A 22,207-nucleotide genomic window follows, 5' to 3' on the forward strand; every position below is an offset into this window, starting at 1 on the left:
GCGAAGCGGCGCGCACCTGGGCGGTGGCGGCGGTCTGTTGCGTGGGGAGGCGCGGATTTTATCGGGACGCGCGCCCACGCCGCATCCTTCTGCTGCATGGCACATCGGTATGTGCACCAATGGCGTGCGCGCCCGGCTTGTGGTCCAGTTGAAGCCTTTGCGTGCCAATCGGGCACACGATTTGCAGCATCTGTGCAAACACGACAGACGGCACCACGCCACAGTGAACATGACAAGCCCCTGGGCTGACGACTCCGCGGGGCAGGGCCGGTGAATCCCCAGCTGCGTTCCTCGATCCGCCACGCCGCCTGGAAGAGCGCGGCCTGGTTGCTCGCGCTGGCCTTCGTGGGCCTGAGCGGGGCGGCCGGCTACCTGAGTTTCGAGCGCCGCGGGGTGGCCAACCTGCAGGCCGACGTGCGCCACCGGCTGGAGTTGTTCTCCTCCGCCGTGGAGGGCATGATCCAGCGGCTCGAGGACGTGCCGGCCACGGTGCAGCTCAGCGAGGAGGTCCAGCGCCTGTTCCATGCGCCGCGCCGGGCCGCCGTGCGCGAACGGGCCGACCGCTACCTGCAGCGCCTGAACGCCTTCATGGGCGGCATCGCCATCTACGTGCTCGACGAGCGCGGGATCATCGTGGCTTCCAGCGGCAGCACCCAGCTGGACGCCCTGCCCGAGGAGGACTTCTCGTTCCGGCCCTACTTCCAGGAGGCGCTGTCCGGCCGCGTCGGCCGGCACTTCGCGATCAGCCTGGTCGCCAACCGGCCGGCCTACTTCGTCTCGCACCCGATCCGCGATGGCGCCAAGGTCGTGGGCGTGGCCGTGATCATGATCAACCTGGACCCGATCAACCAGATCTGGGACATGCTGGGCGCGCCCGCCTTGCTGGCCGACACCAACGGCGTGGTGATCCTCTCGTCCGACCCGGCCTGGACCTACACCACGCTGCAGGATCTGCCGATCGAGCGCCGTGTCGACCTGCAGCTCAGCCGCATGTACAACCGCATGCCGCTGCCGCGCTTTCCGCTGCAGGTGGAGCTCAAGGTCAATCCCGAGACGCTGTCCATCTACGGCAGCCTGCAGCGCGCCAACCGCTACTTCGGCTTCCAGGAGCTGGCGCAGATCGTCTCCGGCCGCAGCATCAACGGCATGGACTGGCGCGTGATGCTGTTCACCGACGTGGACGGCGCGCGCCGCGACGCGGTGCTGGCCGGCGCCGTCTCGGCGACCGGTGCCGCCTTCCTGATCCTGCTGGTGCTGGTCGTGGCCCAGCGCCGGCGCATCCACCGCCACCGGCGCGAGTCCGAGCGGCTGCTGGAGCAGGCCAACCTCTCGCTGGAGCACAAGGTCGGCCAACGCACGGCGGCGCTCACGCTGGCCAACGCGCAACTGGTCAAGGAGGTGGCCGACCGCCGGCAGACCGAGGCCACGCTGCGCGCCACCCAGGGCGAGTTGGTGCATGCCGGCAAGATGGTGGTGCTGGGCCGCATGGCCGCGGGCATCACGCACGAGCTCACGCAGCCGCTGGGCGGCGTACGCACCTTCGCCGGCAATGCCATGGAGTTCGCCAAGCGCCAGGACCTGGACAGCGTGCTGCAGAACCTGGAGATCATCGCGCGGCTGACCGAGCGCATGGGCACCATCATCCACCCGCTGCGCAGCTTCGCGCGGCGCACCGAGCCCTCGCTGAGCTTCATCGACGTGGGCCAGTGCATCGCCAACGCGCTGTTCCTCTACCAGACGCAGCTGGCCCACCTGGGCGTGGTGGTGGACAACCGCACCGCGGGCGAGCAACTGCCGGCCTGGGGCGATGCGCACCGCCTGGAGCAGGTGCTCGTGAACCTGATCGGCAACGCCATCGACGCCATGGCCGAGGCCCCGGCCAAGCAGCTCACGCTGGTGGCCGAGCGCATGCCGGCGGCCACCGAGGCGACCGCCGACGACGGCCGCCCCTATGCCCTGCGCATCGACGTGGAAGACACCGGCTGCGGCCTGCCGCCGGACTTCGCCTCGCACCTGTTCGAGCCCTTCTACACCACCAAGCAAAAGGGGCTGGGCCTGGGCCTGACGATCTCGCGCGACATCGTGCAGGACTTCGGCGGCGCGTTGCGGGCCTGGAACCACAACGGGCCCGGCGCTTGCTTCAGCATCTACCTGCCCTGCGCACCCCCATGAGGAGAACAAGATGAACGACGAGATGACCGTGCTGCTGGTCGAGGACGACCCCGACATGCAACTGGCCTGCCGCCAGGCGCTGAGCCTGGCGGGCATCCGCTCGCGCGCGCTGGACGCGGTCGAGCCCGCGCTACCCATCATCACGCCCGGCTACCGCGGCGTGGTGGTCACCGACATGCGGCTGCCCCTGGGCGACGGCCTGAGCCTGGTCAAGTACGCGCGCAGTGTCGACCCCGAGCTGCCCTGCATCATGATCACCGGCCATGGCGACATCAACCTGGCCGTCGATGCCATGCGCGAGGGCGCCTACGACTTCATCACCAAGCCGTTCTCGCCAGAGAAGCTGGTCGACTCGGTGCGGCGCGCGCTGGACAAGCGCCGCCTCGCGTTGCAAGCCAGCCTGGCCCGGCCGGCCCCGGCGCCCGCGGCCTGCCAGGGCAGCGACGGCCTGGCCCGCCTGGTGGGCTCCTCGGCCGGCATGCAGGCCGTGCGGCGGCTGATCGCCGAGATCGCCGGCTCGCCCGTGGACGTGCTCGTGCACGGCGAGACCGGCACCGGCAAGGAACTCGTCGCGCAGTCCCTGCACGAACTCTCGGGCCGGTACAAAGGTCCGTTCGTCGCGCTCAATTGCGGCGGCATGCCCGACAACCTGCTCGACAGCGAACTGTTCGGCCACGAGGCCGGCGCCTTCACGGGCGCGCAGAAGCGGCGCATCGGCAAGATCGAGCACGCCAACGGCGGCACGCTGTTCCTGGACGAACTCGAGAGCATGCCCATGGGCATGCAGGTCAAGCTGCTGCGCGTGCTGCAGGAGCGCAAGCTCGAACGGCTGGGCTCCAACACCACCATCCCGGTGGATGTGCGCGTGGTCGCCGCCACCAAGGAAAACCTGGTCGAGAAGGCGCGCAGCGGCCAGTTCCGGCTCGACCTGTACTACCGGCTCAACGTGGTGACCGTGGACCTGCCGCCGCTGCGTCGGCGCAGCGAGGACATCGCCGAGCTGCTGGCGCACTTCTTCGGGCTGGCCGCCAGCCGCTTCGGCCGGCCGGTGCCGCCGGTCGGCGCCGATCTGCTCGAGCGGCTGGCCGGCTACGACTGGCCCGGCAACGTGCGCGAATTGCGCAACCTGGCCGATTGCATCGCGCTGGGCGTGTCCACGCCGCTGCTGGGCGCGACGCTGCAGTACGCCTCCAGCGAACTGGCGTCGCCGCGCTCGCTGGCCGAATCGGTGGAGGAGTACGAGCGCAAGCTGATCCTCGAGGAGCTCCGGCGCAACGACGGCAGCCTGGCCCGCAGCGCGCGTGCGCTGCGCGTGGCCAAGACCACGCTCAACGACAAGATCCGCCGCTACGGCATCAGCGTGGCGCCGGCCGAGCCGCGCGAGGGCTGAGCTTCAGCAGCCGGCGCGGTCGTGGCGCCAGCTGCGCAGGCGCTGCGGCGCGGCCAGCATCAGCGCCGCACAGGCCAGGCCGAACACGTGGGCCTGCACGATGATGTGGCCACCCACCAGGGCCTCCTCGTGCCGGTCCGGCCCGCGGATCAGCTGGGCCCCGAGCCAGGCCGCGATGGTGCACAGCGCCGCGATGCTGACCGGGTCGAGCCGGCGCACGCCAGGCCACAGCGTCAGCAGGAACAGCCCGTACAGCACGCCGGACAGGCCGACGTAGTGCGCGAGGCGGGGCAGCAGCAGCACGAACAGCAGCGAGATGCCCAGCGCCAGCACAGCCACCTGGCGCAACAGCACGCGCGGCGCCGGCGGCGTGTCGGCCAGCAGCACGCAGACCAGCAGGCCGAGCGCGTTGAGCGCCCAGTGGGCCCAGCCCAGGTGGACCAGGTGGCCGGTCCACAGGCGCCAGAGTTCGCCCTGCAGCACGGCGCCGCGCTCGTAGCGCAGCACCTGCAACCAGGCCTCGGGCAACGCCTGCAGCGCGCCCAGCAGCACGGCGGCCGCTGCCGCGGCGAGGAGGGCGCGCCGCTGGGCGCGTGCGGGGGCGGCTGGCATGGGCGGTGCTCCGGTTGTGCGCGCGTCAGTCGACTGCATGCCGCCCCGGAAGCTTGGTCGCGCGCACGCGCGCCGATGGCAAGAACCGGGGCAGAGGGCGCCGGCTCATTGCAGCGGCCTGTCGTTGGGGTTGGCGAACAGCTCCAGCACCTCCGGCGACGGCGGCCAGTTCAGGTTCAGGCCCTTGGCGGTGATGGGCCGCTCGAACCACTTGCGGTACAGGGCCAGCAGCTCGCCCGATTGCATGAGCCGCGCGATCTCCCGGTCGACGATGCGTTTGAGCTGCAGGTCGCCCTGTCGCATCATGCAGCCGTAGGCCTCACGCGTCATGGGTTGGCCGACGACGATCCAGTCCAGCGGCTGCTGGGCCTTGGCGCGCTCGCCGTAGAGCAGGGCATCGTCCATCATGAAGGCGTCGGCCTGGCCGCGCTCCAGTGCGCTGAAGGATTCCTCGTGCTCGCGCGCCGCGAGGATCTGGAACTTCAGCCCGGAGGATTCGGCGAAGGTGCGGATCAGCCGCTCGGAGGTGGTGCCGGATGTCACCACCACGCGCTTGCCGGCCAGGTCCTTGAAGTCCTGGATGCCGGCGTCGCGGTGCACCATGAGCCGCGTGCTGATGACGAAGAACGAGGTCGAGAACAGCACCTGGCGCGCGCGCTCGACGTTGTGCGTGGTGGAGCCGCATTCCAGGTCCACGTTGCCACTGACCACCATCGGGATGCGGTTCTGCGCCGTCACCGGCACCAGCTTGGTGGTCAGCGCGGGCAGCTGCAGTTCGCGCCGGATCGCCTGCGAGATGAACGTGGACAGGTCGTGCGCGTAGCCCACCACCTGCTTGCGCGAGTCGTAATAGGAAAAGGGCACGGAGGACTGCCGGTGACCCAGCGTGATGGTGCCGGTCTGCTGGATCTTGCGCAGCGTCTCGCTGGCCAGGGCGGGTGCGGCGTCCACCAGCGCCGCCGTGGCCAGCAACAACGCAATCAGGGAGGTGGGTCGCATGGAGAGGCGTGAAAGCGGATCGGAACACCCGGTCGGTGCGCAGGCTGCCACGCGCACCGGCCGGGCCAGGCACCGCGCAGGCGGTGCGATTCTCAGGCGCTCAGAACGGCACCACGCAACGGGCGGTCGCGTCGGTCGGCCGCGCTATGGGCAGCATCGTCACGAAGCTGGTCGGTGTGCCGTAGACCATGCGCCGCTGCGCATAGGCCGTGCCGGTGGTGCCGGTGCCGAGCACGAGCTGCTTCAGGATGCCGTCGGACGGGTCGATGTCGGTGAACGGGGCCGTCTTGGTGACGCAGGCCGCGGTGCTGGTCGTGGCCGGGCGGTCGAACGCGAAGACCGTGCCCGGTCCCTTCACGTACAGGTACTGAACGGTCGCGCCGCCACCCGTTCCCGTGGTCAGACTGAAGTAGCGACCCGACCAGATGCGCGAACGCGTGGCCTCGCTGAAGCCCGTCACCGCCTGTGCGCCCAGCGTGCTGCCGAGCTTGACCAGGCGCAGGCCCGACAGCGAGATGCTGCCGTCGGCCTGGACGTGGGCCACGCCCGGATTGCTCGGCACCGACAGGTTGCCGTTGAAGTCGATCGTGGTCGCGCCGAACTCCACCACGTCGGCATTGCCGCCGCTGACGGCGTAGCTGCCGACCTGCACGCCGACGTTGCGGGCCGTCTCCAGCGCCGTGGCGGTGCCGGTCTGGCGGTCGTTCTGGTAGTAGAAGCTGCTGTGGGCGTAGGTGCCGTCGTCGAACACCACCATGTACTCGGGCCGGGACAGGCCCATGGGGCGCACCCAGCCACCGACCAGCGGGTTGCTGGCGCTGGCCACGCGGCTCAGGGCGGTGCCGTCCAGCGTCATGGCGTTGCCCGAGACCGTGGCGCTGTGGGCACCGGCGGCCGGGCCGCGCGCGTTGGCGGCTTCGATGAGTTCCAGCGTCAGCGTAGAGCCGCTCAGGCTGTAGCGGCCGTAGCGGTAGCCCAGGCCGTTGTCGAAGGCGTAGTTGGCGCCGACCGGCGTGGCGACGACCTGGTGCACGAACGTGCCGTCGCCGCCGAACAGGAACACCTCGCGCGTGGTGCCGTCGGTGCGGACCCAGGCGCCCTCGATGGGCTGGGCGGCGGTGGCGGCCTTGGCCTTGGCGGCGCCGGCCAGCGTGGCGGCGCTGGGCACCAGGCTGTCACGCGTGGCCAGGAACAGCGACTCGCGCTGCTCTGGCGTCAGCGTGGCCGGGATCTGGTAGAGCAGCTGCTGCAGCGAGCCCGGCGCCACGGCGCTGTAGGCCTCGAAGGCGGCGCGGCTGCCGCCACCCACGCCAGCGCTGACCTCGGCGAAGCCGCGCGTGAGCAACTGGCCCAGTGCCAGCATCTTTTGCTGCGCGACAGTGGGCGTAGCGCCTTCGGCAGCCTGGTAGTTGTCGTAGAGCTGGATGCCGCCGACCTGGCCGGCGGTGCCGACCAGGAAGGACAGCAGCGTCTCCTCGGCCTGGGCCAGGTTGGCCGAACGGCCCGAGTCGATCTCGGACTGCAGCAGCGTGGTGTAGGGAGAGATCACGGCGTGGCGGCCCAGCGGCGCGGTCAGCACATAGGGTGCGACGACGGGGCCCTCGGACGTGGTGCTGGTCGTGGAAGCCTGCACCAGCACGGTGGCGTCGGCGGCCTGTGTGGTGGTGATGGTGAAGCTGCCGTTGCTGGTCATGGCCGACGGTTCGCCGGCATCGCAGGCGCGGTTGTCGTTCAGGTCCAGGCAGGCGGTCGCGTTGTTCAGGCCGCGGTCGAGCACGGTGCCGGTGACCTGGCGTTCGGTCGGGGCCGGCGCGTCATCGCCGCCGCCGCCACCGCAGGCGACCAGGAAGGTGGACGCGGCCAGGGCCAGGGCCGAGAGCGCGCAGGTGTTGCGGGAATGCATGTGGTGTCCTCGAATTCGTTCTGGTGGGCTGCCGGGCCCGCGGCGCGGGCCCGGCACATGGACTGGGCTCAGAGGCCGCTGGCCGCGGCCTGCTTGCGGCGACGGTGCAGGGCCAGGCCAGCCAGGCCGGCCAACACGGCAGCCAGGCCGCCGACGGCACCGCCGCCACCGCTGCTCTTGGCCTCGGCGACGTCCAGGAACGCGGCCGACACGGCGCCGGGCTTGCCGTCGCTGTTGGTGCCCTGCACATAGACCATGTGGCGGCCCGGTGCCAAGCCGGTCGTGTCGATCTGGCCGAACGCGCGCTTGGTCGCGTCCGGAAAATCGGACTTGGCCTGGTCGGAGGTGCCCAGTTCCAGCGGCTTGCCTTCGGCACCGGCCTCCCAGGGCATCTTGTCGATGTAGACCTTGGCGTCGCGGATGTTGTAGACCACCGGGTAGGGCGGCGGCTTGATGGTCGCCTGGCCTGCGTTGCTGTAGCGGTAGCGGTTGTCGTCCACCAGCGCGGAGACGTTCACCTTGGTGCCAGCAGGCACGGCGGCGGTCTGCTCGACCTTCACGTCGACCGTGTCGGGACCGAACGGCAGCTGGTAGACGCGGTGCAGCGCCCGGCTCATGTAGTGGAAACCGTTGAAGTTCTCCGGGTAGGTCTCGCGGTCGAACACGCCGCAGTCCTCGTAGAAGGAGCGGCCCATTTCCACGGTGTACGACGGTGCGCCCAGGAAGCCGTAGAAGGCGTCCTTGGTCGTGCCTTCGGTGTTGTAGCTGAGCAGCTGCTGCGACGAGTAGTTGTTGTGGTAGGCCAGGCGCTGGGCGATGACGGCCATGCCCTTGTTGTTGGGCGTGTGGGTGTTGAAGCCGTTCTCGGCGCGCTCCACGCCCCAGGGCCACAGGATGGCACGCGCGTTGCTGTGCAGGTCGATGAACATGCCGCCCGGGTAGTCTTCGGACGCGCCGGTCTGCCAGTCCAGCTCGCCGTCGCCGTTGTTGGCTCGGTTCTTGAGGTTGCAATAAGGGCCGGGCGTGCCCACCAGAGGCTTGCCTGCGCTATCCACCGCCCACTTGTTGCGGCCGTCCGGCAGTGCGCCGCCTTCCCACTTGCACTGCGCCTGGTTCCAGGTGCCGCGCACGTAGTTCAGAACGGCCTGCGTCTCGGGTTCGGAGGCTGGGCTGGTGCCGCGGTAGGTGCCGCCGCAGACGCTGCCGTCCGAGCCGCCGGCGCCGCCAGTGGCCCAGCCGAACGGGTAGTTGCGGTTCAGGTCGACACCCGACTCGAGCTGGGCACCGGTGCCCGTGGTGCACAGCGCGGTCAGGTAGTTGGTGTTCTTGCGCTGGCGGGCCGAGCGGTCCTGCTCGGCCAGCTTGCGGCCGTCCGGGTTGTGGATGATGAAGTGGTACTGGTTGTTGTCCAGCATCATCGTGGCGTTCGGGTCCTTGCCGTAGTTGTCCAGCAGCCACTCGATGAACTTGGTGCCGACCTCCTGCGGAGCGTATTCGCGGGCGTGGATGCCGCCGGTCCAGACCATGCGCGGCACTTCCTTGCCTTCCTGCTTGGCGAAGTTGCCGACGACGATGGCGCGCACGTCGTGCGGCTGGGCCGGGAACAGCGACAGGTTGAAGCGCTGCAGCAGGCTTTGCGGGATGAACTTGGCCAGCAGGCTGGTATAGCTGGACCAGGAGTTGTCGTACTGGTTGTTGACGACGGTGGGTTCCTTGATCTGCGTCTTCATCCAGGCCGGGCCCAGCGTCTTGAGCTGCACCAGGTCCGGGTATTTGGCCTTGAGTTCGTCGAAGGTGGCGTAGGTCTGCTCCACGGTGCGGTAGCACGAGTGCGTGCCGTCGGCGATCGAGCTGGGCTGCTCGCGCGAGGAGCGCTTGACGGCGCCCGAGGCCACGTCGCGGCTGCGCGATGCAATGAAGGCCTTGATGCGCTCGGTTTCCTCCACGTCGATCTGCACGCCGATGCCCAGCGCCTCGACCGCGTGCATCTCCTCGTCGCTGACTTCCGCGTGGACCGTGCGCGTCTTCTGGTCCACATAGGGGTGGTCCAGCATGCCCGTCAGCTTGGACAGCTGGTCCTCGGAGGCGTAGGGGATCTTGACCGCATAGACCTGGTCCGGGTCACCACCGTGGGCATGGATGACCCCGGCGGCGCAGGCGAGAACGACGGAGGCCACGATGGCGGCGACCGGGGTCAGGCGGGGCGGATGGATTCGTTTCATCGAACGCTAACTCCTCAACAGTGGACGTTTGGGCCGAAGGCTGCGGGCGCCGGGGCGCCTGCAGGCCCACGCTGGCCTCTGGCTCTTGGCGGCCCTGGCCGCGCCCGGAAGGGCAGCGGCCAGAGGCACACGGAACACAAGGCAGTTCACGTGCCAGCTCCTGCGCGGCGGCAAAGCGCCTGCAAGTGCTTGTTTTGAAAGGAGGGCGATGCGGGGTATGCCGCGTTTGGCGTTCGGAAAGTCGAACGGGGTGGATGCGCCGTTCGGAAAACCGTCCGTGCGAGAAGCTAATTGCCGCTCGTCGGCGACCGTGCGATAGGCCGTCTGCGTTTCACCGGCCACTACACCAGCAGCTTCCAGGGCAAGGCCGGCGATGGGCGCTCCGTTGACTTCGTCGCAACGGACATCGGCGGCACGCCGGCCCGCGTGGAGGTGCTGGGCGATTTCCTGCGCCATGCAAGGCAGCACCCTGGTGTGGTGTTCATGCGCAAGGACCGGATCGCGCAACTGGCCGTGAGCTTGCCGGATGTTCCGGTCAAGGCGCTCTGTTCGTCCGCGCGGATGGGACCGAATCCATCGATTCGGTCCTGGTGATCGAGAGATGCGCGGAACAGGGCTGGGGTTTCCATGTCCCAAGGCGTTGACCTGCTCGGTGCTGCTGCGCGATACGCAGGCGCCGATTCCATCCCTGCAAGGGCCACATTCAGTGGGCTCGGGTCTTCCGGCCGTCGAGCGGCAGGCGCCACAACTCGTAGCGCTCCTCGCCGCTCCTGACCGCGCCGGCGAAGTGCTTGTTCAGCGCGCTGGAGGTGAAGACCAGGTCACCACCCGGAAGCAGCGCAGGGGTGTCCGGCCACTGAACGCCTTCGTCGGAGGCCAGCAGCGACATCGTCTGCGTGCGCGGGTCGTAGCGCACGATGCCGTTGTGCGTGACGTCCGTGATGTACAGCCGGCCCTCGGCGTCGGTCACGATCCCGTCCGTGTTGCCGCCCACTGGCCCGAGATCCTGGATGGCTGCGGCGATCTGCGCATCGTTCGACGTGGTGGTCCGCAGAACCGCCGTCGGCACCGACCGTGCCCGCGTTCCCGTCGTCACCGTCCAGTACAGCGTGCGTGCGTCGGGCGACAACGCGATGCCGTTGATGCCGAGCAGCAGCGGATTGCCCGGCCAGACCTCCGCGCCGTGGGACACGACCTGGACCGCAGGTTCGACCTGCAGGCCCGGGTGCTTGTCCAGCACGCGTCGCGCCTGGCCCAAGGCGAAGTCCACGACGATCAGGCCCACCATGTTGTCGGGCGCGCTGCGCATGCCGCTGTCGGAGATGTAGGCCACGCGGCGGCGCTCGTCGACGGCGATGTCGTTGAGAAAGCTGCCCTTGCGGTCGGCCACGCCGTCGAGCGCAATGCGCTTCACGGTGCGCCCCGATTTCAGATCGAGCACCAGCACCTTCTGGGCGCCAGCCGGGGCCTCGGCCTCCCCGGCAACGAAACCCATGTCGAGCGCCCACAACCAGCCGTTCCTGCGGTCGACGTGGAAGCCGAGCACGTTGCGCAGGCTGTGCTCCGGCGCGCCGGCCACGGCATTGCCTGCGACCGAAGGGAATGCGCTCAGCCGCGCCGGACCGGTCTTCGCGCGCGTGTCGAGCCTGCTGAGCGTCGCCGGTGCGGATGCGGACACCAGGCGCGGCGTGCTCACGTAGGCCGTGCCTTGCGCATCGAAGTGAAGGCCGGCGATGGGTGCGCCGACCGATGCGGCGAACGGCATGGGATCCTTGCCGTCCTTCGGCGCCTCCCAGCTCACGCCCGCGTAGCTGCGCCAGCGCTCGAGCGGGAGGCGGTCAGCCGCGCTGGCGGCTTGTTGGCAACCGAAGAGGGCGGCCAGCGCGAGGGCCGCAAATTGGAACGAGCGATGGAACATGGAGATACCTGATGTGGTGAAGGAAGGGGCAATCCGCCGCTACGCCACCTGGCGCAGGTGCAGGAGTTCGAAAGCGCCGATCAAAGGGCCTGCGTCGGCGCGAAAGGCATCCATGTGCGGGCCGCGCATGTGGCGCTCCCAGGAAGCCCGGTCGAGCCACCGTTCGAAGAACACGACCCTGCCGGGTCGGTCCATGGACTCGTGGAGTTCGTAGCTGAGGCAACCGGCCTGTGCGCGCGCGAGAGGAACCAGCGCGGCCTGCGCTGCGACCAGCGCCGTTTCATGGCCCGGCTTGGCTTGAACGAGCGCAACGATGGTGAGAGGGCTGGACATGTTGTGCACCCGTTCAGAGGATCGAGCGGAAGGTTCCGCCCTCGACGCGCACAGCGGCGCCGTTGGGCGCCGCGCCGAGCGGGCTCGCCAGCAGCGTCACCATGGCCGCGATCTCGTCGGCTTCGATCATTCGAGCGATGAGCGAACTGGGGCGGTAGGTCCGCAAGAAGTGGGCCTCGATCTCCGGGTCGCTCATGCCGGGGCGCGGGGCGGTCTCGGCCTCGCAATAGCCGAGGTTGTTCACGAGGATGTCCGTGTCTGGTTGCACGGCGATCAGCGCCGCCACGCCTTCGGCCGTGCTCTGGTCGGCGACGACCGTTGTCACCGCGCTGCCGGGCGCTGCGCTGACGATGTCGGCCGCTGCTGCGTCGAGCTTGCCGCGGCTGCGGCCGGTGATGGTGACCGCCACGCCTTCGCGCGCGAGGGAGCGGGCGATGGCCAGTCCGATGCCGGCCGTCGCGCCCGTGACGATGGCGCTCTTGCCCTGGAGTTGCATGTCCATGGTGGGTTTCCTGTGGGTTGTCGCCTACTTGAGGCGCTTGAGAATTTCTTGGGCCACGCCGACAGCCGAGGCGGGGTTCTGGCCGGTGATGAGTTCGCGGTCGATCACCACGTTCGCGGTGAATGGCACCTGGTTGCTGCCGTAGGCACCGCCGGCCTGTTGCAGCGCGGTCTGCGGGTAGAACTTCATCGCGCCGCCCTGGAGCAGACCCTTGGCGAGTTCTTCCTCCTGGTTGCTGATCACGGTCATGCGGTAACCCGCGTAGATCCAGTCGGGGCGCCGCTCGACGGTGCCGTGCGCCGCCAGCCGGGCCGTGAAGCCCGGTGCGTCGGGCAGGGTCGAGAGCAGGGCGATCGGGCCGTGGCACACGAGCGCCGTGGTCTTGTTGCGCGCATGGAAGTCCGCGAGCAGCCTGCCCAGTTCGGGGCTGGTGAGCAGGTCCTGCATGGGCGCGTGGCCGCCGGGAACGTAGACGGCGTCGAAGCGCGCGTAGCCCATCTGCGCGACGCGCGAAAGGCTCACCACCGGCGAGTCGGTGCGCGAGGTGAGCTTCAACCGGTCCAGCAGCGCCTGGTGCACCTTCAGCGCAGCTTCGTCGCCATCGAAGTACATCTTGTCGACCGAGCTGCGGTCCACGGTGGGCGCATGGCCCTTCGGGGTCGCGAACGTCAGCTGATGGCCGGCGTCGAGCAGCAGCCTCACCGGCTGCATCAGCTCGTTCAGGTAGAAGCCGGTGGCGAAGACCTTGCCGTCCTGGAGGTCGAGGTGGTCGGCGTCGGACAGCACGACCAGCACATGGGCGGCCTGTGCGCCGAGTGCGGTGAGGCTGAGTGCGCTGGCGAGGGCGAGATGGCGTATCGGGTGCATGGTTTTCTTTGGCAAAGGGGTGGGTGGATGTTTCAGAGAGGGAGGGCTGCGGCGGAGGGAATTCATCGTTTGCTCCCGGAAGAGCGCTGCGCGTGGAACGCCACTCCGCGATGACTTGAATGTATTGATTGCACCAGCGGAGATAAACTGGCCAGAAAGGAAAACATTCATTCTCCAAAGGACCAAATGAGCCGCAGATTCGATCACCTCGGCGACGTGGAGACCTTCGTCACCGTGGTCGAGAAGGGGTCGATGACGACGGCCGCCGTGGCGCTGGCGACCACGCCCTCGGTGCTCAGTCGGGCGATCACGCGGCTCGAAGCCCGGTTGGGCGTGCAACTGCTGCGGCGCACGACCCGGCGGTTGAGCCTCACCGAGCAGGGGCGGCTCTACCTGGAGCAGTCACGCGCGGCCTTTGCTCTCATCGACGATGCCGAGCGCGCGATACAAGGGCAAGGCGACGAGGTGACGGGTAGCGTGCGCTTGAGCGTGCCCACCACCTATGCCCATCACCGGTTGCCGGCGCTGATGCAGCGTTTCTCCGAGCAGCACCCGCAGGTGCGTGTTGAGCTGAACATCACCAACCGGAATGTGGATCTCGTGGCGGAGGGCTATGACCTGGCGATCAGATTGGGAAGCCTGCCCGACAGCGGGCTGGTCGCGCGCAAACTCGAAGATGCTGCAATGTGCTTGATCGCTGCGCCGAGCTACATCACCCGTGAGGGGGCACCCGCTAGCCTCAGTGAACTGGCGCGGCACAAATGCCTGCCGTTCGTGATGCCCAGCACCGGACGCGTGTCGCCATGGATCCTGCGCGAAGGCGGACGCGACATCGACTGGATACCGCATGGTGGCCTGCAGGTGTCGGACGATGTGCTGGGCGTGGTCACGCTCGCTCAGAGCGGTCTTGGCATCTGCCAGACCTACGATTTCATCGCGCAAGACCTCATAGCGCAGGGGCGAGCGGTCGAGATCCTGAAGCAGGCGCGGGGACGTTCACGGCCGTTTTCGGTGATCTATGCGCCACACCGGCGGCTGTCGTCTGCATTGCGGGCGCTGATCGATTCGCTGGTCGAGAATACTTAGAGCGAACGCGAGACCTTGGCGATGGTTGTTTCGATCCTTGATCGGGCAGCACTTCGAGCTCGGTTGCTGCCGCCGAACTCAAGCAGGTAAGACCTGCATCCTTGGCTTCTCCGAATGGAAGGCCGGCAGCACGAACGCCGCCACCTCCTCAAGGGTCTCCGCCAACGGGCGTTGGTTGCGCCGCAGGTGCAGCCCAACGTGCTGCACACCGACTTCGCGCAGCGCTTCGAGTTCGGCGACCAGCGCGTGGCGCCCCATGCGGCCGCCGAAGCGGTGGCGCTCGAGCGGGGCGTGTGCGTCTTCGGACAGGTCCAGGTGGATGAAGCTCATGTAAGGCTTGTCCGGCCCGGCTACCGCCCGCCATTGCGCCGCGCGGCGCGCATGGTCGGGCGGCGTGCCGGGGTAGGCCAGGCAGCCATCCATCTGCGCTCCGATCCAATCCGGGCTTTGCTGTGCGAGCCCAGCCACCAACAGTGGCACCGGCTGCTGCGGTCGAGGCAGAAGTTCAATGCCCGCGGGCAAGTGCGTCTGGCCCCAGTCGCGCAGCATTGCCACCTGTTCCCGAAATACGTCTCCGCGTGTCGTGAAGTCGCGACCAAAGATCGGGTACTCGACTGGCCGATCGCCGCTGGCGACACCCAATACGAGTCGGCCGTTGCTGAGGTGATCAACAGTCGCGGCCGACTTCAATGTCAGTACCGGTTCGCGTAGCGGGAGCACCACAGCGGCGGTGCCGAGCAGGATTCGCTCGGTCACCCCGGCGAGATAGCCGAGGTAGCTGAACACCTCGAACACCTGCGCGGCATCGCCGAAGGCCGGGTCGTAGAGCGGCACGTCGCGTGCCCACAGCGCGCGGAAGCCGAGCCGGTCGGCCAAGCGCGCGAGTGTGGCGTGCTGGGTCAGATCAGGAACACCTTGCGGCCGACCCGCAGCGCGGCGAGTGGTGTCGCCGACGGGCGACCAGTCGTTGTCGAGCGGCAGTTCGAGGCCGATGCTCAGGCCGTTGCCTGCGACGAGGGAACGGAGGGAGGCGCTCGTCATCATCGGGCAGTTGAAGAGATTTCGCGCAGGATTCCGGCCATGCGCACGAAGCCGTGCCGGGCCGTGGTGTAGAAGGATCGGGAGCGGCCTGCTGTGAAGTCGTCGATGTGGACCACGGTCCCCTGGTCGGCCTCCTGCCACGACAGAGCGTAGAGGCCGGGCCCGATCTCTTCGAACTCGTAGCGCACTTGGGCCGACGCGCCCTTGTAGGGGCCGGCGGTGACTTCGTAGCGCATCGTCTCACCGTCATCGGCGTAGACGTTCAGGACCGTCATGGCGGCGCCGTAGTCGATCTCGAAACTGCGGCCGATGAAGCAGGCGCGCTCACCAGCCGATTTCTGTCGTGTGCTGCGCATGATGCGGCTCCTCTCAGTCCCACGCGGGCGCGAGGCCCTCGGGGTTGGCGAGCCGCTCGCCGCGGTCCAGCGCGGCGATCTGCGCCATCTCGGCATCCGTCAATCGCAACTGCTGCGCCTTCAGGTTGCTCTGCAGGTTCGCGCGCTGCGTCGACGAGGGGATCACCGCATAGCCGAGCTGCAGCGCCCAGGCCAGCGCGACCTGTGCCGGTGTGGCGCCGTGGGCGGCGGCAATGGCCCCGATCACCGGATCGGCCAACACCTTGCCATAGGCCAGCGTCATGTACGAGGTGACGGCGATGCCCTGGCTCTCCGCGAACGCCGCCAGCCGGCGGTTCTGCAGGTACGGGCTCAGCTCGACCTGGTTCGTCGCGATCGCGCTTGCGCCGACCGCCGCGATGGCCTGCTGCAGCAGCGCGATGTTGAAATTTGACACGCCGATCAGCCGCGTCAGCCCCTGCGCCTTCGCCTCGGCCAGCGCGCCCATGAACTCTGCCACCGGCACCGCGCCGCCCGGCGAAGGCCAGTGGATCAGGGTCAGGTCCACCTGGTCGGTGCGCAGCTTCACGAGGCTGTCCTTCAGGCTCGCGACCAGCTTGCCCTGGGCCAGGTTGTCGGTCCAGATCTTGGTCGTGATGAAGAGGTCCTCGCGCGCCACGCCGCTCTCGGCAATGGCCTGGCCGACCGCGGCTTCGTTCTCGTAGATCTGCGCCGTGTCGATGAGCCGGTAGCCGACGTCCAGACCGTTGCGGACCGAGTCGATGGCGGTCTGCCCCTTCAGGCGGAAGGTGCCGAGGCCGAAAGCGGGAATGGTGTTCGTGTTCATGGGTTTCCTTGGTGAAGATGAAGGTTCAATCTGATCTGGGGTCAATGGCCGACCGGAACCGGCCCGCTGCTGCGCGCGGGGATGCCGCTGCGCTGGTCGAGCACGCCGCTCCAATGCGTCAGTGCCAGCGACACCAGCACCACCAGCGCGCCGATCCAGGGCGTGTGCATCAGGCCCAGGTGCGTGACGATCAAGCCGCCGGCCCAGGCCGCACCGGCGATGCCGAGGTTGAAGGCCGCGATGTTCAGGCCGGAGGCCACGTCCACCGCCTGCGGCGTGAAGCGCTCGGCCTGCTTGACGACGTAGACCTGCAGGCCCGGCACGTTGCCGAAGGCGACCGCGCCCCACAGCAGCACGGTGGCCAGCGCCAGCCACTTGTGCGGCGCCGTGAAGGTCAGCATGAACAGCACCGCGGCGAGCAGCGCGAAGACGATGCGCAGCGCGGCAATGGGCCCCAGGCGGTCGGCCAGCCTGCCGCCCCAGATGTTGCCCACGGCCACCGAGACGCCGTACACCAGCATCACCCAGCCCACGGCACCGGCGCTGAAGCCCGACATCTCGGTCAGGATCGGTGCGAGGAAGGTGAACGGAATGAAGCTGCCGCCGTAGCCGATGGCCGTCTTGGCATACACCAGCAGCAGCCGCGGCTCGGCCAGCACCCTGGCCTGCTGCGCCAGCGAGGCCGGCGGCGTGTGGCGGATGTTCTTCGGCACGAACAGCCAGCTGCCGATGAAGGCGACGACACCCAGCACCGAGACCGCGAGGAAGGTCTCGCGCCAGCCGAAATGCTGGCCGATGAAGGTGCCCAGCGGCACGCCGGTGACCAGCGCCACGGTGAGGCCGGTGAACATGATCGCGATGGCGCTGGCGGCTTTCTCCTTGGGCACCAGGCCGGTGGCGATGGTCGAGCCGATCGAGAAGAACACGCCATGGGCGAGCCCGGTCAGGATGCGCGCGGCCACCAGCGATGCGTAGCTGGGTGCCTGCCAGGCCAGCAGGTTGCCGGCCGTGAACAGCGCCATCAGGCCCAGCAGCAGCGCCTTGCGCGGCAGCTTGCCGGTCAAGGCGGTGAGTACCGGCGCGCCGATGGCGACGCCCAGCGCGTAGAGGCTCACCAGCAGGCCGGCCGAAGGCAGGCCGATGCCGAGGTCCGCGGCGACGGTGGGGAGCAGGCCGACGATCACGAACTCGGTCGTGCCGATGGCGAAGGCGCTGAGCGTCAGCGCGAGCAGGGCAATGGGCATGGGAACACTCCTTGTAGGGAAGGAAGTGTCGTCCGGCAGCCTTTGCAGAAAAACCCTGTTCGACTCAGAATACCCTTGATTTTAAATCAACAATCAACCGGCCTGGACGGCGCGCATGAAGACGACTCTCGAAGAACTCCAGGCCTTTGCCGCGGTCGTGGAAACAGGCTCCATCACCGCGGCGGCGGAGCGGCTGGGCCAGACCGTCTCGGGGGTCAGCCGCGCACTGAGCAGGCTGGAGAAGAAGCTCGACACCACCTTGCTGCAGCGCACGACGCGGCGCATCGAGATCACGGAAGAGGGCCAGGTCTTCCTGGCACGCACGCGTGCGATCCTCGCGTCCATCGACGAGGCGGAAGAGCAGATGGCGGCACGCCGCGGCCAGCCATCGGGTCGGCTTCGCATCAATGCGGCCACACCGTTCATGCTGCATGCGGTACTCCCATGGATACCGGAGTTCCGCCGCGCCTATCCGCAGATCGAACTGGAGCTCGACACCGACGAGCTCAACATCGACCTGCTGGAGCGGCGCACCGACATCGCCATCCGCATCGGTCCGCTGCGCGACTCCACGCTGCACGCGCGGCCTCTGGGCACCAGTCGCCTGCGCGTGCTGGCAAGCCCCGCCTACCTGGCAGAGCACGGCAGGCCGACGAACGTGGCGGCGCTGCAGGCGCACACGCTGCTCGGATTCACGCAGCCGGAGTCGCTGAACCGCTGGCCACTGCGCAGCGTGCACGGCGACGAATGGCCCACGGTGCCGACGATTGCGGCGTCGAGCGGTGAGACCTTGCGCAGCCTGGCCCTGCAGGGCGTCGGCATTGCATGCCTTTCCGATTTCATGACCGCCGCTGACCTGGCAGACGGCCGCCTGGTGCAGGTGCTTCGACGCGAGACCGTGGAGGCCCACCAGCCGATCAACGCGGTGTACTACCGCAACACGCAACTGTCGGCCCGCATTGCGAGCTTCCTGGACTTCTTCGCGGCGCGGATGAACGGCCTGGCCGCCGAGCGATGAGGATCGGGCGTTGAAGCCGTGGAGCGCGGAGCGACGACGCGTTTGTCGCCGACGGGGCACCCGCAGCCGGTGTTGGCGTGTATAAACAAGATATATCATGCGCCAAGTACGGAGCCGCCATGGCTGAGCTGGGTCGAGTCGAAAAACAGAATCTTTCCGAGCGGGTCTACGTCGAGATCCGCAACGCCCTGATGAACGGGCAATACCCACCAGGGGAGCGTTTGCGCATCGCCGTGCTCGCCGAGGTGCTGGGCACCAGCATCACGCCGGTGCGTGAAGCCATCTTCCGGCTGGCCAGCGAGAAGGCGTTGGAGATCACCGCCGCCACCTCCATCATCGTCCCGCAGATCGAGCTGGACACGGTGCGCGAGATCCAACTCATGCGCCGGTTGCTGGAGGGCGCTGCGGCCGCGCAGGCGGCGCGCACCGCCACGCCCAAGCAGATCGACCAGCTGGAAAAGATCCAGGACCAGTTCATCAAGGCCTCGGCCACCAATCCGCGCGATGCTGCCCGGCGCAACCGTGACTTCCATTTCGGGCTGATGGCCGTGGCCAGGCTGCCCAACCTGTTCGCGACGGTGGAGTCGATGTGGGTGCGCATGGGCCCGCTGCTGAACACCTTCCACACCCAGGTGCCCAAGCGCAACATCTTCAACGACAAGCACCCGCATTTCCGCGTGCTGCAAGGCCTGCGCACGCAGGACGCGGAACTGGCCGAACGCGCCATCCGCGACGACATCGCCTGGGGCGAGCGCGTGCTGACCGAGTGGATGAACGGCCGCTCGGTCGAGCACATCTACGCGAACGAAGTCGAGCCGGCCTGAGCCGGCGAGCCGGTGCGTGCGCGCATTCAGTCCGGCGCGGTGGTGAACTCCACCAGCAGCCGGACCTGGGCCGTGACCATGTGCACGCCCTTGTGGATGCGCAGTCCCCGTGCTGCGGCGCGCTGCAGCAGGGCCGTGGTGTCGGGCTGCATCACCACCTCGGCCACGGTGGCGCCGCTGTCCAGCCGGTCCGGGTCGAAGGGCAGGGCATCGCCCGCGTGCATGCCCAGCGCGGTGGCGTTGACCGCGAGGTCATAGCCTTGCAGCTCACGTGGCGCGACCGTGTAGCGCACGGCGGGAAACGCCGCGCGCAGCAAGCCGACCAGCTCTTCGGCCTTGTCGACGGAGCGGTTCACGATGCCCAGCGCCGTGGCGCCGCTGGCCAGCAGCTCGAAGGCCACGGCCGTTGCCGCACCACCGGCGCCGGCCAGCAGCACGTGGCGACCGGCGGGATCGATGCCTTGGTCCCGCAGCCCCTGCACGAAGCCCAGGCCGTCCAGCATGCGGCCCACGAGCCGGCCATCCCGCGCCTTGCGCACCACGTTGCAGACCTGGATGCGCGCGGCCGTGCCCTCCAGAACATCGCAGTAGCGCGCCATCTCCTGCTTGTGCGGAATGGTGACGACCAGGCCGGAGATGTTGTCGATCTGGCGCACCGCCTGCATGGCGGCGGCGAGGCCGTCGGGCGCGAGCTTCCACGGCAGCATGACGGCCGCGATGCCGTGCTCCACGCAGTGGCGGTTGAAGAAGGCCGGCGTGCGCACGTGCGCGCTGGGGTAGGCGAGCAGCGGTACCAGCCGCGTGTGGCCGTCGACGCGGACGGTGGGCTGGTCGGTCTGCGTGGTGTTGTTGTCCATGGGCACAGTGTCGTGTTCAGGCGATGCCGAAGCCGCCATCGACCGGCAGCACCACACCGGTGACATAGGCCGCATCGGCCGAGAACAGGAAGCGCACGACGCGTGCGATGTCCTGCGGCTGACCCCAACGGCCGATGGGAATGCGCGCCAGGATGGCGGCCGCGCGCTCGGGATTGTGGATGGCGCCGGAGGCCAGCCGCGTGTCCACCCAGCCCGGCGCCACCGCGTTGACCCGCACGCCATCCGGTGCGAAGGCCACGGCGTGTGAGCGCGTGAGGGAGTTGATGGCGCCCTTGCTGGCCGAATAGGCCGGATTGCGCGGCGAGCCGAACTGGCTCCACATCGAGGCCACGTTGACCACCGCGCCGCGTGCGGCCGTGAGGGCCGGGCGAGCCGCCAGCGTCACGCCGTTGACGGCGTTCAGGTTGATGCCGACCACGCGGTCGAAGCCCTCGGGCGTGAACTCCTGCAGGTCGTGCAGGATGATGCCGGCCGCGTTGACCAGGCCGTCCAGCCGCGGCAAGCGGTCGAACAGCGCCTGGACCTGGGCGCCGTCGCTGACGTCGAGGCGGTGGAACTCCAGCCCGTCCGGCCAGGCCTGCTGCGCCTCCAGGCCGGTGCAGACCACGCGCCAGCCGTGGGCGAGCAGTTCCTGCGCGCAGGCCAGGCCGATGCCGGTGCCGCCGCCGGTGACGACGGCGACTTTGCGTTCTTCATGCATGGGATGTCTCCAGAAAATCAGGGTTGGGAAAACGAAGAGACGGCCACCTGCTCGACCTGCCGCATCGCGCGGGCGATGTCGTCGGCAGAGAGGGGCCGGGGGAAATTGCGCGTGTGCGGCGCGGCCGCGGTCGCCGTGGCGGCCGCCTGCAGCAGCGCGTCGGTCGGCGGCACCGTCACGCCCAGTTCGCGCAGGTTGCGGGGCAGGCCGAGCTGCGCGTAGAACTGCCGCAGGTCCTGCAATAGCTCCGCCCGGCCATCCTCCAGCGTCAGTTGCACCAGCAGCCCATAGGCCACCTGCAGCCCGTGCAGGGCCTGCGCCGCACCGGGCAGCGCCGACAGCCCGCGCGTGAGCGCATGCGCGATCGACAGGCCGCCGTTCTCGAAGCACAGGCCGCTCAGCAGCACGGTGGCCTCGACCAGTGATTCGACATGCGCGTCCGGCTCGCCACGCTGCACCGCCTGCATGGCCGGCAGCGCGTGCGTGCGCAGCAGCGTGTAGCTGAGCTCGGCCAGCGCCAGCGCCGTGTGCGTGCCGGTGCCGCCGAACACGTTGGCGCCACCGGCGGCGGCGCAGTTCGCGACCTCGAACTTCTTGGACAGCGCGTCGCCGATGCCGGCCAGCAGCAAGCGCGCCGGTGCCTGGGCGATCAGCGCCGTGTCCACCACCACGGCGGCCGGGTTGTGGTCCATGTGCTCGACCGACAGCAGGCGGTGGTCCTCGTCGTAGAGAACGAAGATCTTGCTGGTCGGCGCGTCGTTGGAGGCGGCGGTCGGCAGCGTGATGACGGCTGCGCCCAGGGCCTTGGCCAGCGCCTTGCCGATGTCGATGCCCTTGCCGCCGCCCGCTGCGATGACCAGCGCGGGCTGCTGCTCGCCCACGCTGGCCACCAGCCGGCGCAGCTCGGCCGGGGTGGTCTCGCCGGCGAAGGGCAGCAGCGTGCACGCCACGCCTGCGGCGGCGCAGGACGCGACGACGCGTGCACCGACCAGGTCGAGCACGAAGGGGTCGGACACCAGCAGCGCGCGCCGGCCGCTGAGCCGCGCCAGCGCGCCGACCTGGGCCAGGGCGCCGGGCCCCTGGATGTAGCGCAGCGGTGCGCCGAAGATGCGCGGCCGCGCCGCGCCCGTGTTGTCTTGCATGTCGTCTCCTTGCAGTGCCGAGTCTGGTGGAACTAGGGCAAACCCGAAGTTTGCTATACGATACAGGATATATCATACGCCAACTCGAAGCGACCGCAACCCCGTATGTCAAGGGCCGGTCCTCGATGAAACGCCGCTGGCCCGCAGGTCCGGCGGAGATCCGCCAGAACCCAG

21 protein-coding genes are annotated in these 22,207 nt (G+C 68.7%); 6 read left to right on the forward strand and 15 right to left on the reverse strand.

Annotation, left to right across the window (positions count from 1 at the left end; all coding sequences use genetic code 11):
• Positions 1 to 270: 270 nt before the first annotated feature.
• Together ACSQ4M_RS18845 and ACSQ4M_RS18850 are read left to right on the forward strand one after the other, a co-directional pair.
• Positions 271 to 2,172 carry a sensor histidine kinase gene (locus ACSQ4M_RS18845; RefSeq protein WP_436190953.1) on the forward strand — a complete coding sequence of 634 codons (1,902 nt, stop codon included), beginning with the start codon at positions 271 to 273 and terminating at the stop codon, positions 2,170 to 2,172.
• Between the two features lie 10 nt (positions 2,173 to 2,182).
• Positions 2,183 to 3,562 carry a sigma-54-dependent transcriptional regulator gene (locus ACSQ4M_RS18850; RefSeq protein WP_436190954.1) on the forward strand — a complete coding sequence of 460 codons (1,380 nt, stop codon included), beginning with the start codon at positions 2,183 to 2,185 and terminating at the stop codon, positions 3,560 to 3,562.
• A gap of 3 nt (positions 3,563 to 3,565) precedes the next feature.
• Here ACSQ4M_RS18850 and rrtA read toward each other — a convergent pair whose 3' ends face one another.
• The 4 genes from rrtA to ACSQ4M_RS18870 all read right to left on the reverse strand — a co-directional run bounded on the left by rrtA (position 3,566) and on the right by ACSQ4M_RS18870 (position 9,298).
• Entirely contained in the window at positions 3,566 to 4,174 is a 609-nt protein-coding gene (rrtA, locus tag ACSQ4M_RS18855; protein ID WP_436190955.1) for a rhombosortase, read from the reverse strand.
• A gap of 105 nt (positions 4,175 to 4,279) precedes the next feature.
• Positions 4,280 to 5,173, reverse strand: coding sequence for a transporter substrate-binding domain-containing protein (locus ACSQ4M_RS18860; protein WP_436190956.1), 894 nt, complete (start codon positions 5,171 to 5,173; stop codon positions 4,280 to 4,282).
• 100 nt (positions 5,174 to 5,273) lie between these two features.
• A complete protein-coding gene (locus tag ACSQ4M_RS18865; protein ID WP_436190957.1) occupies positions 5,274 to 7,076 on the reverse strand; it encodes a hypothetical protein in 1,803 nt (600 codons plus the stop codon).
• A gap of 68 nt (positions 7,077 to 7,144) precedes the next feature.
• Entirely contained in the window at positions 7,145 to 9,298 is a 2,154-nt protein-coding gene (locus ACSQ4M_RS18870) for a M14 family zinc carboxypeptidase (RefSeq protein WP_436190958.1), read from the reverse strand.
• Between the two features lie 291 nt (positions 9,299 to 9,589).
• Here ACSQ4M_RS18870 and ACSQ4M_RS18875 point away from each other — a divergent pair, with 291 nt between their 5' ends.
• Positions 9,590 to 9,892 (forward strand): hypothetical protein, encoded by a 303-nt coding sequence (locus ACSQ4M_RS18875; protein ID WP_436190959.1) that lies wholly within the window; start codon positions 9,590 to 9,592, stop codon positions 9,890 to 9,892.
• Between the two features lie 109 nt (positions 9,893 to 10,001).
• Here the strand turns inward: ACSQ4M_RS18875 and ACSQ4M_RS18880 are convergent, their stop codons facing one another.
• From ACSQ4M_RS18880 to ACSQ4M_RS18895, 4 genes are read right to left on the reverse strand one after another with little or no spacing between them, the layout of a single operon-like run.
• The gene (locus ACSQ4M_RS18880; protein ID WP_436190960.1) at positions 10,002 to 11,216 is read right to left on the reverse strand and encodes an L-dopachrome tautomerase-related protein; all 1,215 of its coding nucleotides are present in this window, start codon (positions 11,214 to 11,216) and stop codon (positions 10,002 to 10,004) included.
• A gap of 39 nt (positions 11,217 to 11,255) precedes the next feature.
• Complete coding sequence (locus ACSQ4M_RS18885) at positions 11,256 to 11,549, reverse strand: putative quinol monooxygenase (RefSeq protein WP_436190961.1); 294 nt, start codon at positions 11,547 to 11,549, stop codon at positions 11,256 to 11,258.
• Positions 11,550 to 11,562: 13 nt separating this feature from the next.
• Positions 11,563 to 12,051, reverse strand: coding sequence for an SDR family NAD(P)-dependent oxidoreductase (locus ACSQ4M_RS18890; protein WP_436190962.1), 489 nt, complete (start codon positions 12,049 to 12,051; stop codon positions 11,563 to 11,565).
• Between the two features lie 24 nt (positions 12,052 to 12,075).
• Entirely contained in the window at positions 12,076 to 12,918 is an 843-nt protein-coding gene (locus ACSQ4M_RS18895; protein ID WP_436190963.1) for a type 1 glutamine amidotransferase domain-containing protein, read from the reverse strand.
• A gap of 186 nt (positions 12,919 to 13,104) precedes the next feature.
• On the opposite strand from ACSQ4M_RS18895, the gene ACSQ4M_RS18900 reads away from it, so the two are divergent.
• A complete protein-coding gene (locus ACSQ4M_RS18900) occupies positions 13,105 to 14,004 on the forward strand; it encodes a LysR family transcriptional regulator (protein ID WP_436190964.1) in 900 nt (299 codons plus the stop codon).
• A gap of 78 nt (positions 14,005 to 14,082) precedes the next feature.
• On the opposite strand, the gene ACSQ4M_RS18905 is transcribed toward ACSQ4M_RS18900, so the two are convergent.
• The 4 genes from ACSQ4M_RS18905 to ACSQ4M_RS18920 are packed head-to-tail and all read right to left on the reverse strand — an operon-like array spanning position 14,083 to position 17,471.
• Positions 14,083 to 15,045: a TIGR03571 family LLM class oxidoreductase gene (locus tag ACSQ4M_RS18905; RefSeq protein WP_436194043.1), complete on the reverse strand. Its 963-nt coding sequence runs from the start codon at positions 15,043 to 15,045 to the stop codon at positions 14,083 to 14,085.
• Positions 15,045 to 15,401, reverse strand: a complete 357-nt coding sequence (locus tag ACSQ4M_RS18910; RefSeq protein WP_436190965.1) for a MoaF-related domain-containing protein — start codon at positions 15,399 to 15,401, stop codon at positions 15,045 to 15,047. The genes ACSQ4M_RS18905 and ACSQ4M_RS18910 overlap by 1 nt, the downstream gene beginning before the upstream one ends.
• A 13-nt stretch (positions 15,402 to 15,414) precedes the next feature.
• Positions 15,415 to 16,227, reverse strand: a complete 813-nt coding sequence (gene dkgB, locus ACSQ4M_RS18915; RefSeq protein ID WP_436190966.1) for a 2,5-didehydrogluconate reductase DkgB — start codon at positions 16,225 to 16,227, stop codon at positions 15,415 to 15,417.
• Between the two features lie 41 nt (positions 16,228 to 16,268).
• Positions 16,269 to 17,471 (reverse strand): MFS transporter, encoded by a 1,203-nt coding sequence (locus tag ACSQ4M_RS18920; protein ID WP_436190967.1) that lies wholly within the window; start codon positions 17,469 to 17,471, stop codon positions 16,269 to 16,271.
• Between the two features lie 115 nt (positions 17,472 to 17,586).
• Here ACSQ4M_RS18920 and ACSQ4M_RS18925 point away from each other — a divergent pair, with 115 nt between their 5' ends.
• Both ACSQ4M_RS18925 and ACSQ4M_RS18930 read left to right on the forward strand, forming a co-directional pair.
• A complete protein-coding gene (locus ACSQ4M_RS18925) occupies positions 17,587 to 18,489 on the forward strand; it encodes a LysR substrate-binding domain-containing protein (protein WP_436190968.1) in 903 nt (300 codons plus the stop codon).
• Positions 18,490 to 18,608: 119 nt separating this feature from the next.
• Positions 18,609 to 19,313, forward strand: a complete 705-nt coding sequence (locus tag ACSQ4M_RS18930) for a GntR family transcriptional regulator (RefSeq protein ID WP_436190969.1) — start codon at positions 18,609 to 18,611, stop codon at positions 19,311 to 19,313.
• Between the two features lie 26 nt (positions 19,314 to 19,339).
• Here the strand turns inward: ACSQ4M_RS18930 and ACSQ4M_RS18935 are convergent, their stop codons facing one another.
• From ACSQ4M_RS18935 to ACSQ4M_RS18945, 3 genes are read right to left on the reverse strand one after another with little or no spacing between them, the layout of a single operon-like run.
• On the reverse strand, positions 19,340 to 20,170 hold the full coding sequence (locus ACSQ4M_RS18935; RefSeq protein WP_436190970.1) for a shikimate dehydrogenase family protein: 831 nt from the start codon (positions 20,168 to 20,170) through the stop codon (positions 19,340 to 19,342).
• 16 nt (positions 20,171 to 20,186) lie between these two features.
• Entirely contained in the window at positions 20,187 to 20,891 is a 705-nt protein-coding gene (locus ACSQ4M_RS18940) for an SDR family NAD(P)-dependent oxidoreductase (protein WP_436190971.1), read from the reverse strand.
• A 17-nt stretch (positions 20,892 to 20,908) separates the two neighbouring features.
• Positions 20,909 to 22,033: a glycerol dehydrogenase gene (locus tag ACSQ4M_RS18945; protein ID WP_436190972.1), complete on the reverse strand. Its 1,125-nt coding sequence runs from the start codon at positions 22,031 to 22,033 to the stop codon at positions 20,909 to 20,911.
• Positions 22,034 to 22,207: the final 174 nt, after the last annotated feature.

Origin of the sequence: Pseudorhodoferax sp. LjRoot39 (genome assembly GCF_964253035.1) — a bacterium.
In the GTDB taxonomy this organism is placed as follows: domain Bacteria; phylum Pseudomonadota; class Gammaproteobacteria; order Burkholderiales; family Burkholderiaceae_C; genus Pseudorhodoferax.

Bases quoted from the DNA above. Each gene is read 5' to 3' on its own strand.
- ACSQ4M_RS18945 (WP_436190972.1), bottom strand. From the start codon at position 22,033: ATGCAAGACAACACGGGCGCGGCGCGGCCGCGCATCTTCGGCGCACCG.
- ACSQ4M_RS18860 (WP_436190956.1), bottom strand. From the start codon at position 5,173: ATGCGACCCACCTCCCTGATTGCGTTGTTGCTGGCCACGGCGGCGCTG.
- ACSQ4M_RS18850 (WP_436190954.1), top strand. From the start codon at position 2,183: ATGAACGACGAGATGACCGTGCTGCTGGTCGAGGACGACCCCGACATG.
- dkgB (WP_436190966.1), bottom strand. From the start codon at position 16,227: ATGAACACGAACACCATTCCCGCTTTCGGCCTCGGCACCTTCCGCCTG.
- ACSQ4M_RS18925 (WP_436190968.1), top strand. From the start codon at position 17,587: ATGAAGACGACTCTCGAAGAACTCCAGGCCTTTGCCGCGGTCGTGGAA.
- ACSQ4M_RS18885 (WP_436190961.1), bottom strand. From the start codon at position 11,549: ATGTCCAGCCCTCTCACCATCGTTGCGCTCGTTCAAGCCAAGCCGGGC.
- ACSQ4M_RS18890 (WP_436190962.1), bottom strand. From the start codon at position 12,051: ATGGACATGCAACTCCAGGGCAAGAGCGCCATCGTCACGGGCGCGACG.
- ACSQ4M_RS18920 (WP_436190967.1), bottom strand. From the start codon at position 17,471: ATGCCCATTGCCCTGCTCGCGCTGACGCTCAGCGCCTTCGCCATCGGC.
- ACSQ4M_RS18895 (WP_436190963.1), bottom strand. From the start codon at position 12,918: ATGCACCCGATACGCCATCTCGCCCTCGCCAGCGCACTCAGCCTCACC.
- ACSQ4M_RS18880 (WP_436190960.1), bottom strand. From the start codon at position 11,216: ATGTTCCATCGCTCGTTCCAATTTGCGGCCCTCGCGCTGGCCGCCCTC.
- ACSQ4M_RS18910 (WP_436190965.1), bottom strand. From the start codon at position 15,401: ATGCGCAGCACACGACAGAAATCGGCTGGTGAGCGCGCCTGCTTCATC.
- ACSQ4M_RS18905 (WP_436194043.1), bottom strand. From the start codon at position 15,045: ATGACGAGCGCCTCCCTCCGTTCCCTCGTCGCAGGCAACGGCCTGAGC.
- ACSQ4M_RS18900 (WP_436190964.1), top strand. From the start codon at position 13,105: ATGAGCCGCAGATTCGATCACCTCGGCGACGTGGAGACCTTCGTCACC.
- ACSQ4M_RS18865 (WP_436190957.1), bottom strand. From the start codon at position 7,076: ATGCATTCCCGCAACACCTGCGCGCTCTCGGCCCTGGCCCTGGCCGCG.
- ACSQ4M_RS18935 (WP_436190970.1), bottom strand. From the start codon at position 20,170: ATGGACAACAACACCACGCAGACCGACCAGCCCACCGTCCGCGTCGAC.
- ACSQ4M_RS18870 (WP_436190958.1), bottom strand. From the start codon at position 9,298: ATGAAACGAATCCATCCGCCCCGCCTGACCCCGGTCGCCGCCATCGTG.
- ACSQ4M_RS18940 (WP_436190971.1), bottom strand. From the start codon at position 20,891: ATGCATGAAGAACGCAAAGTCGCCGTCGTCACCGGCGGCGGCACCGGC.
- ACSQ4M_RS18930 (WP_436190969.1), top strand. From the start codon at position 18,609: ATGGCTGAGCTGGGTCGAGTCGAAAAACAGAATCTTTCCGAGCGGGTC.
- rrtA (WP_436190955.1), bottom strand. From the start codon at position 4,174: ATGCCAGCCGCCCCCGCACGCGCCCAGCGGCGCGCCCTCCTCGCCGCG.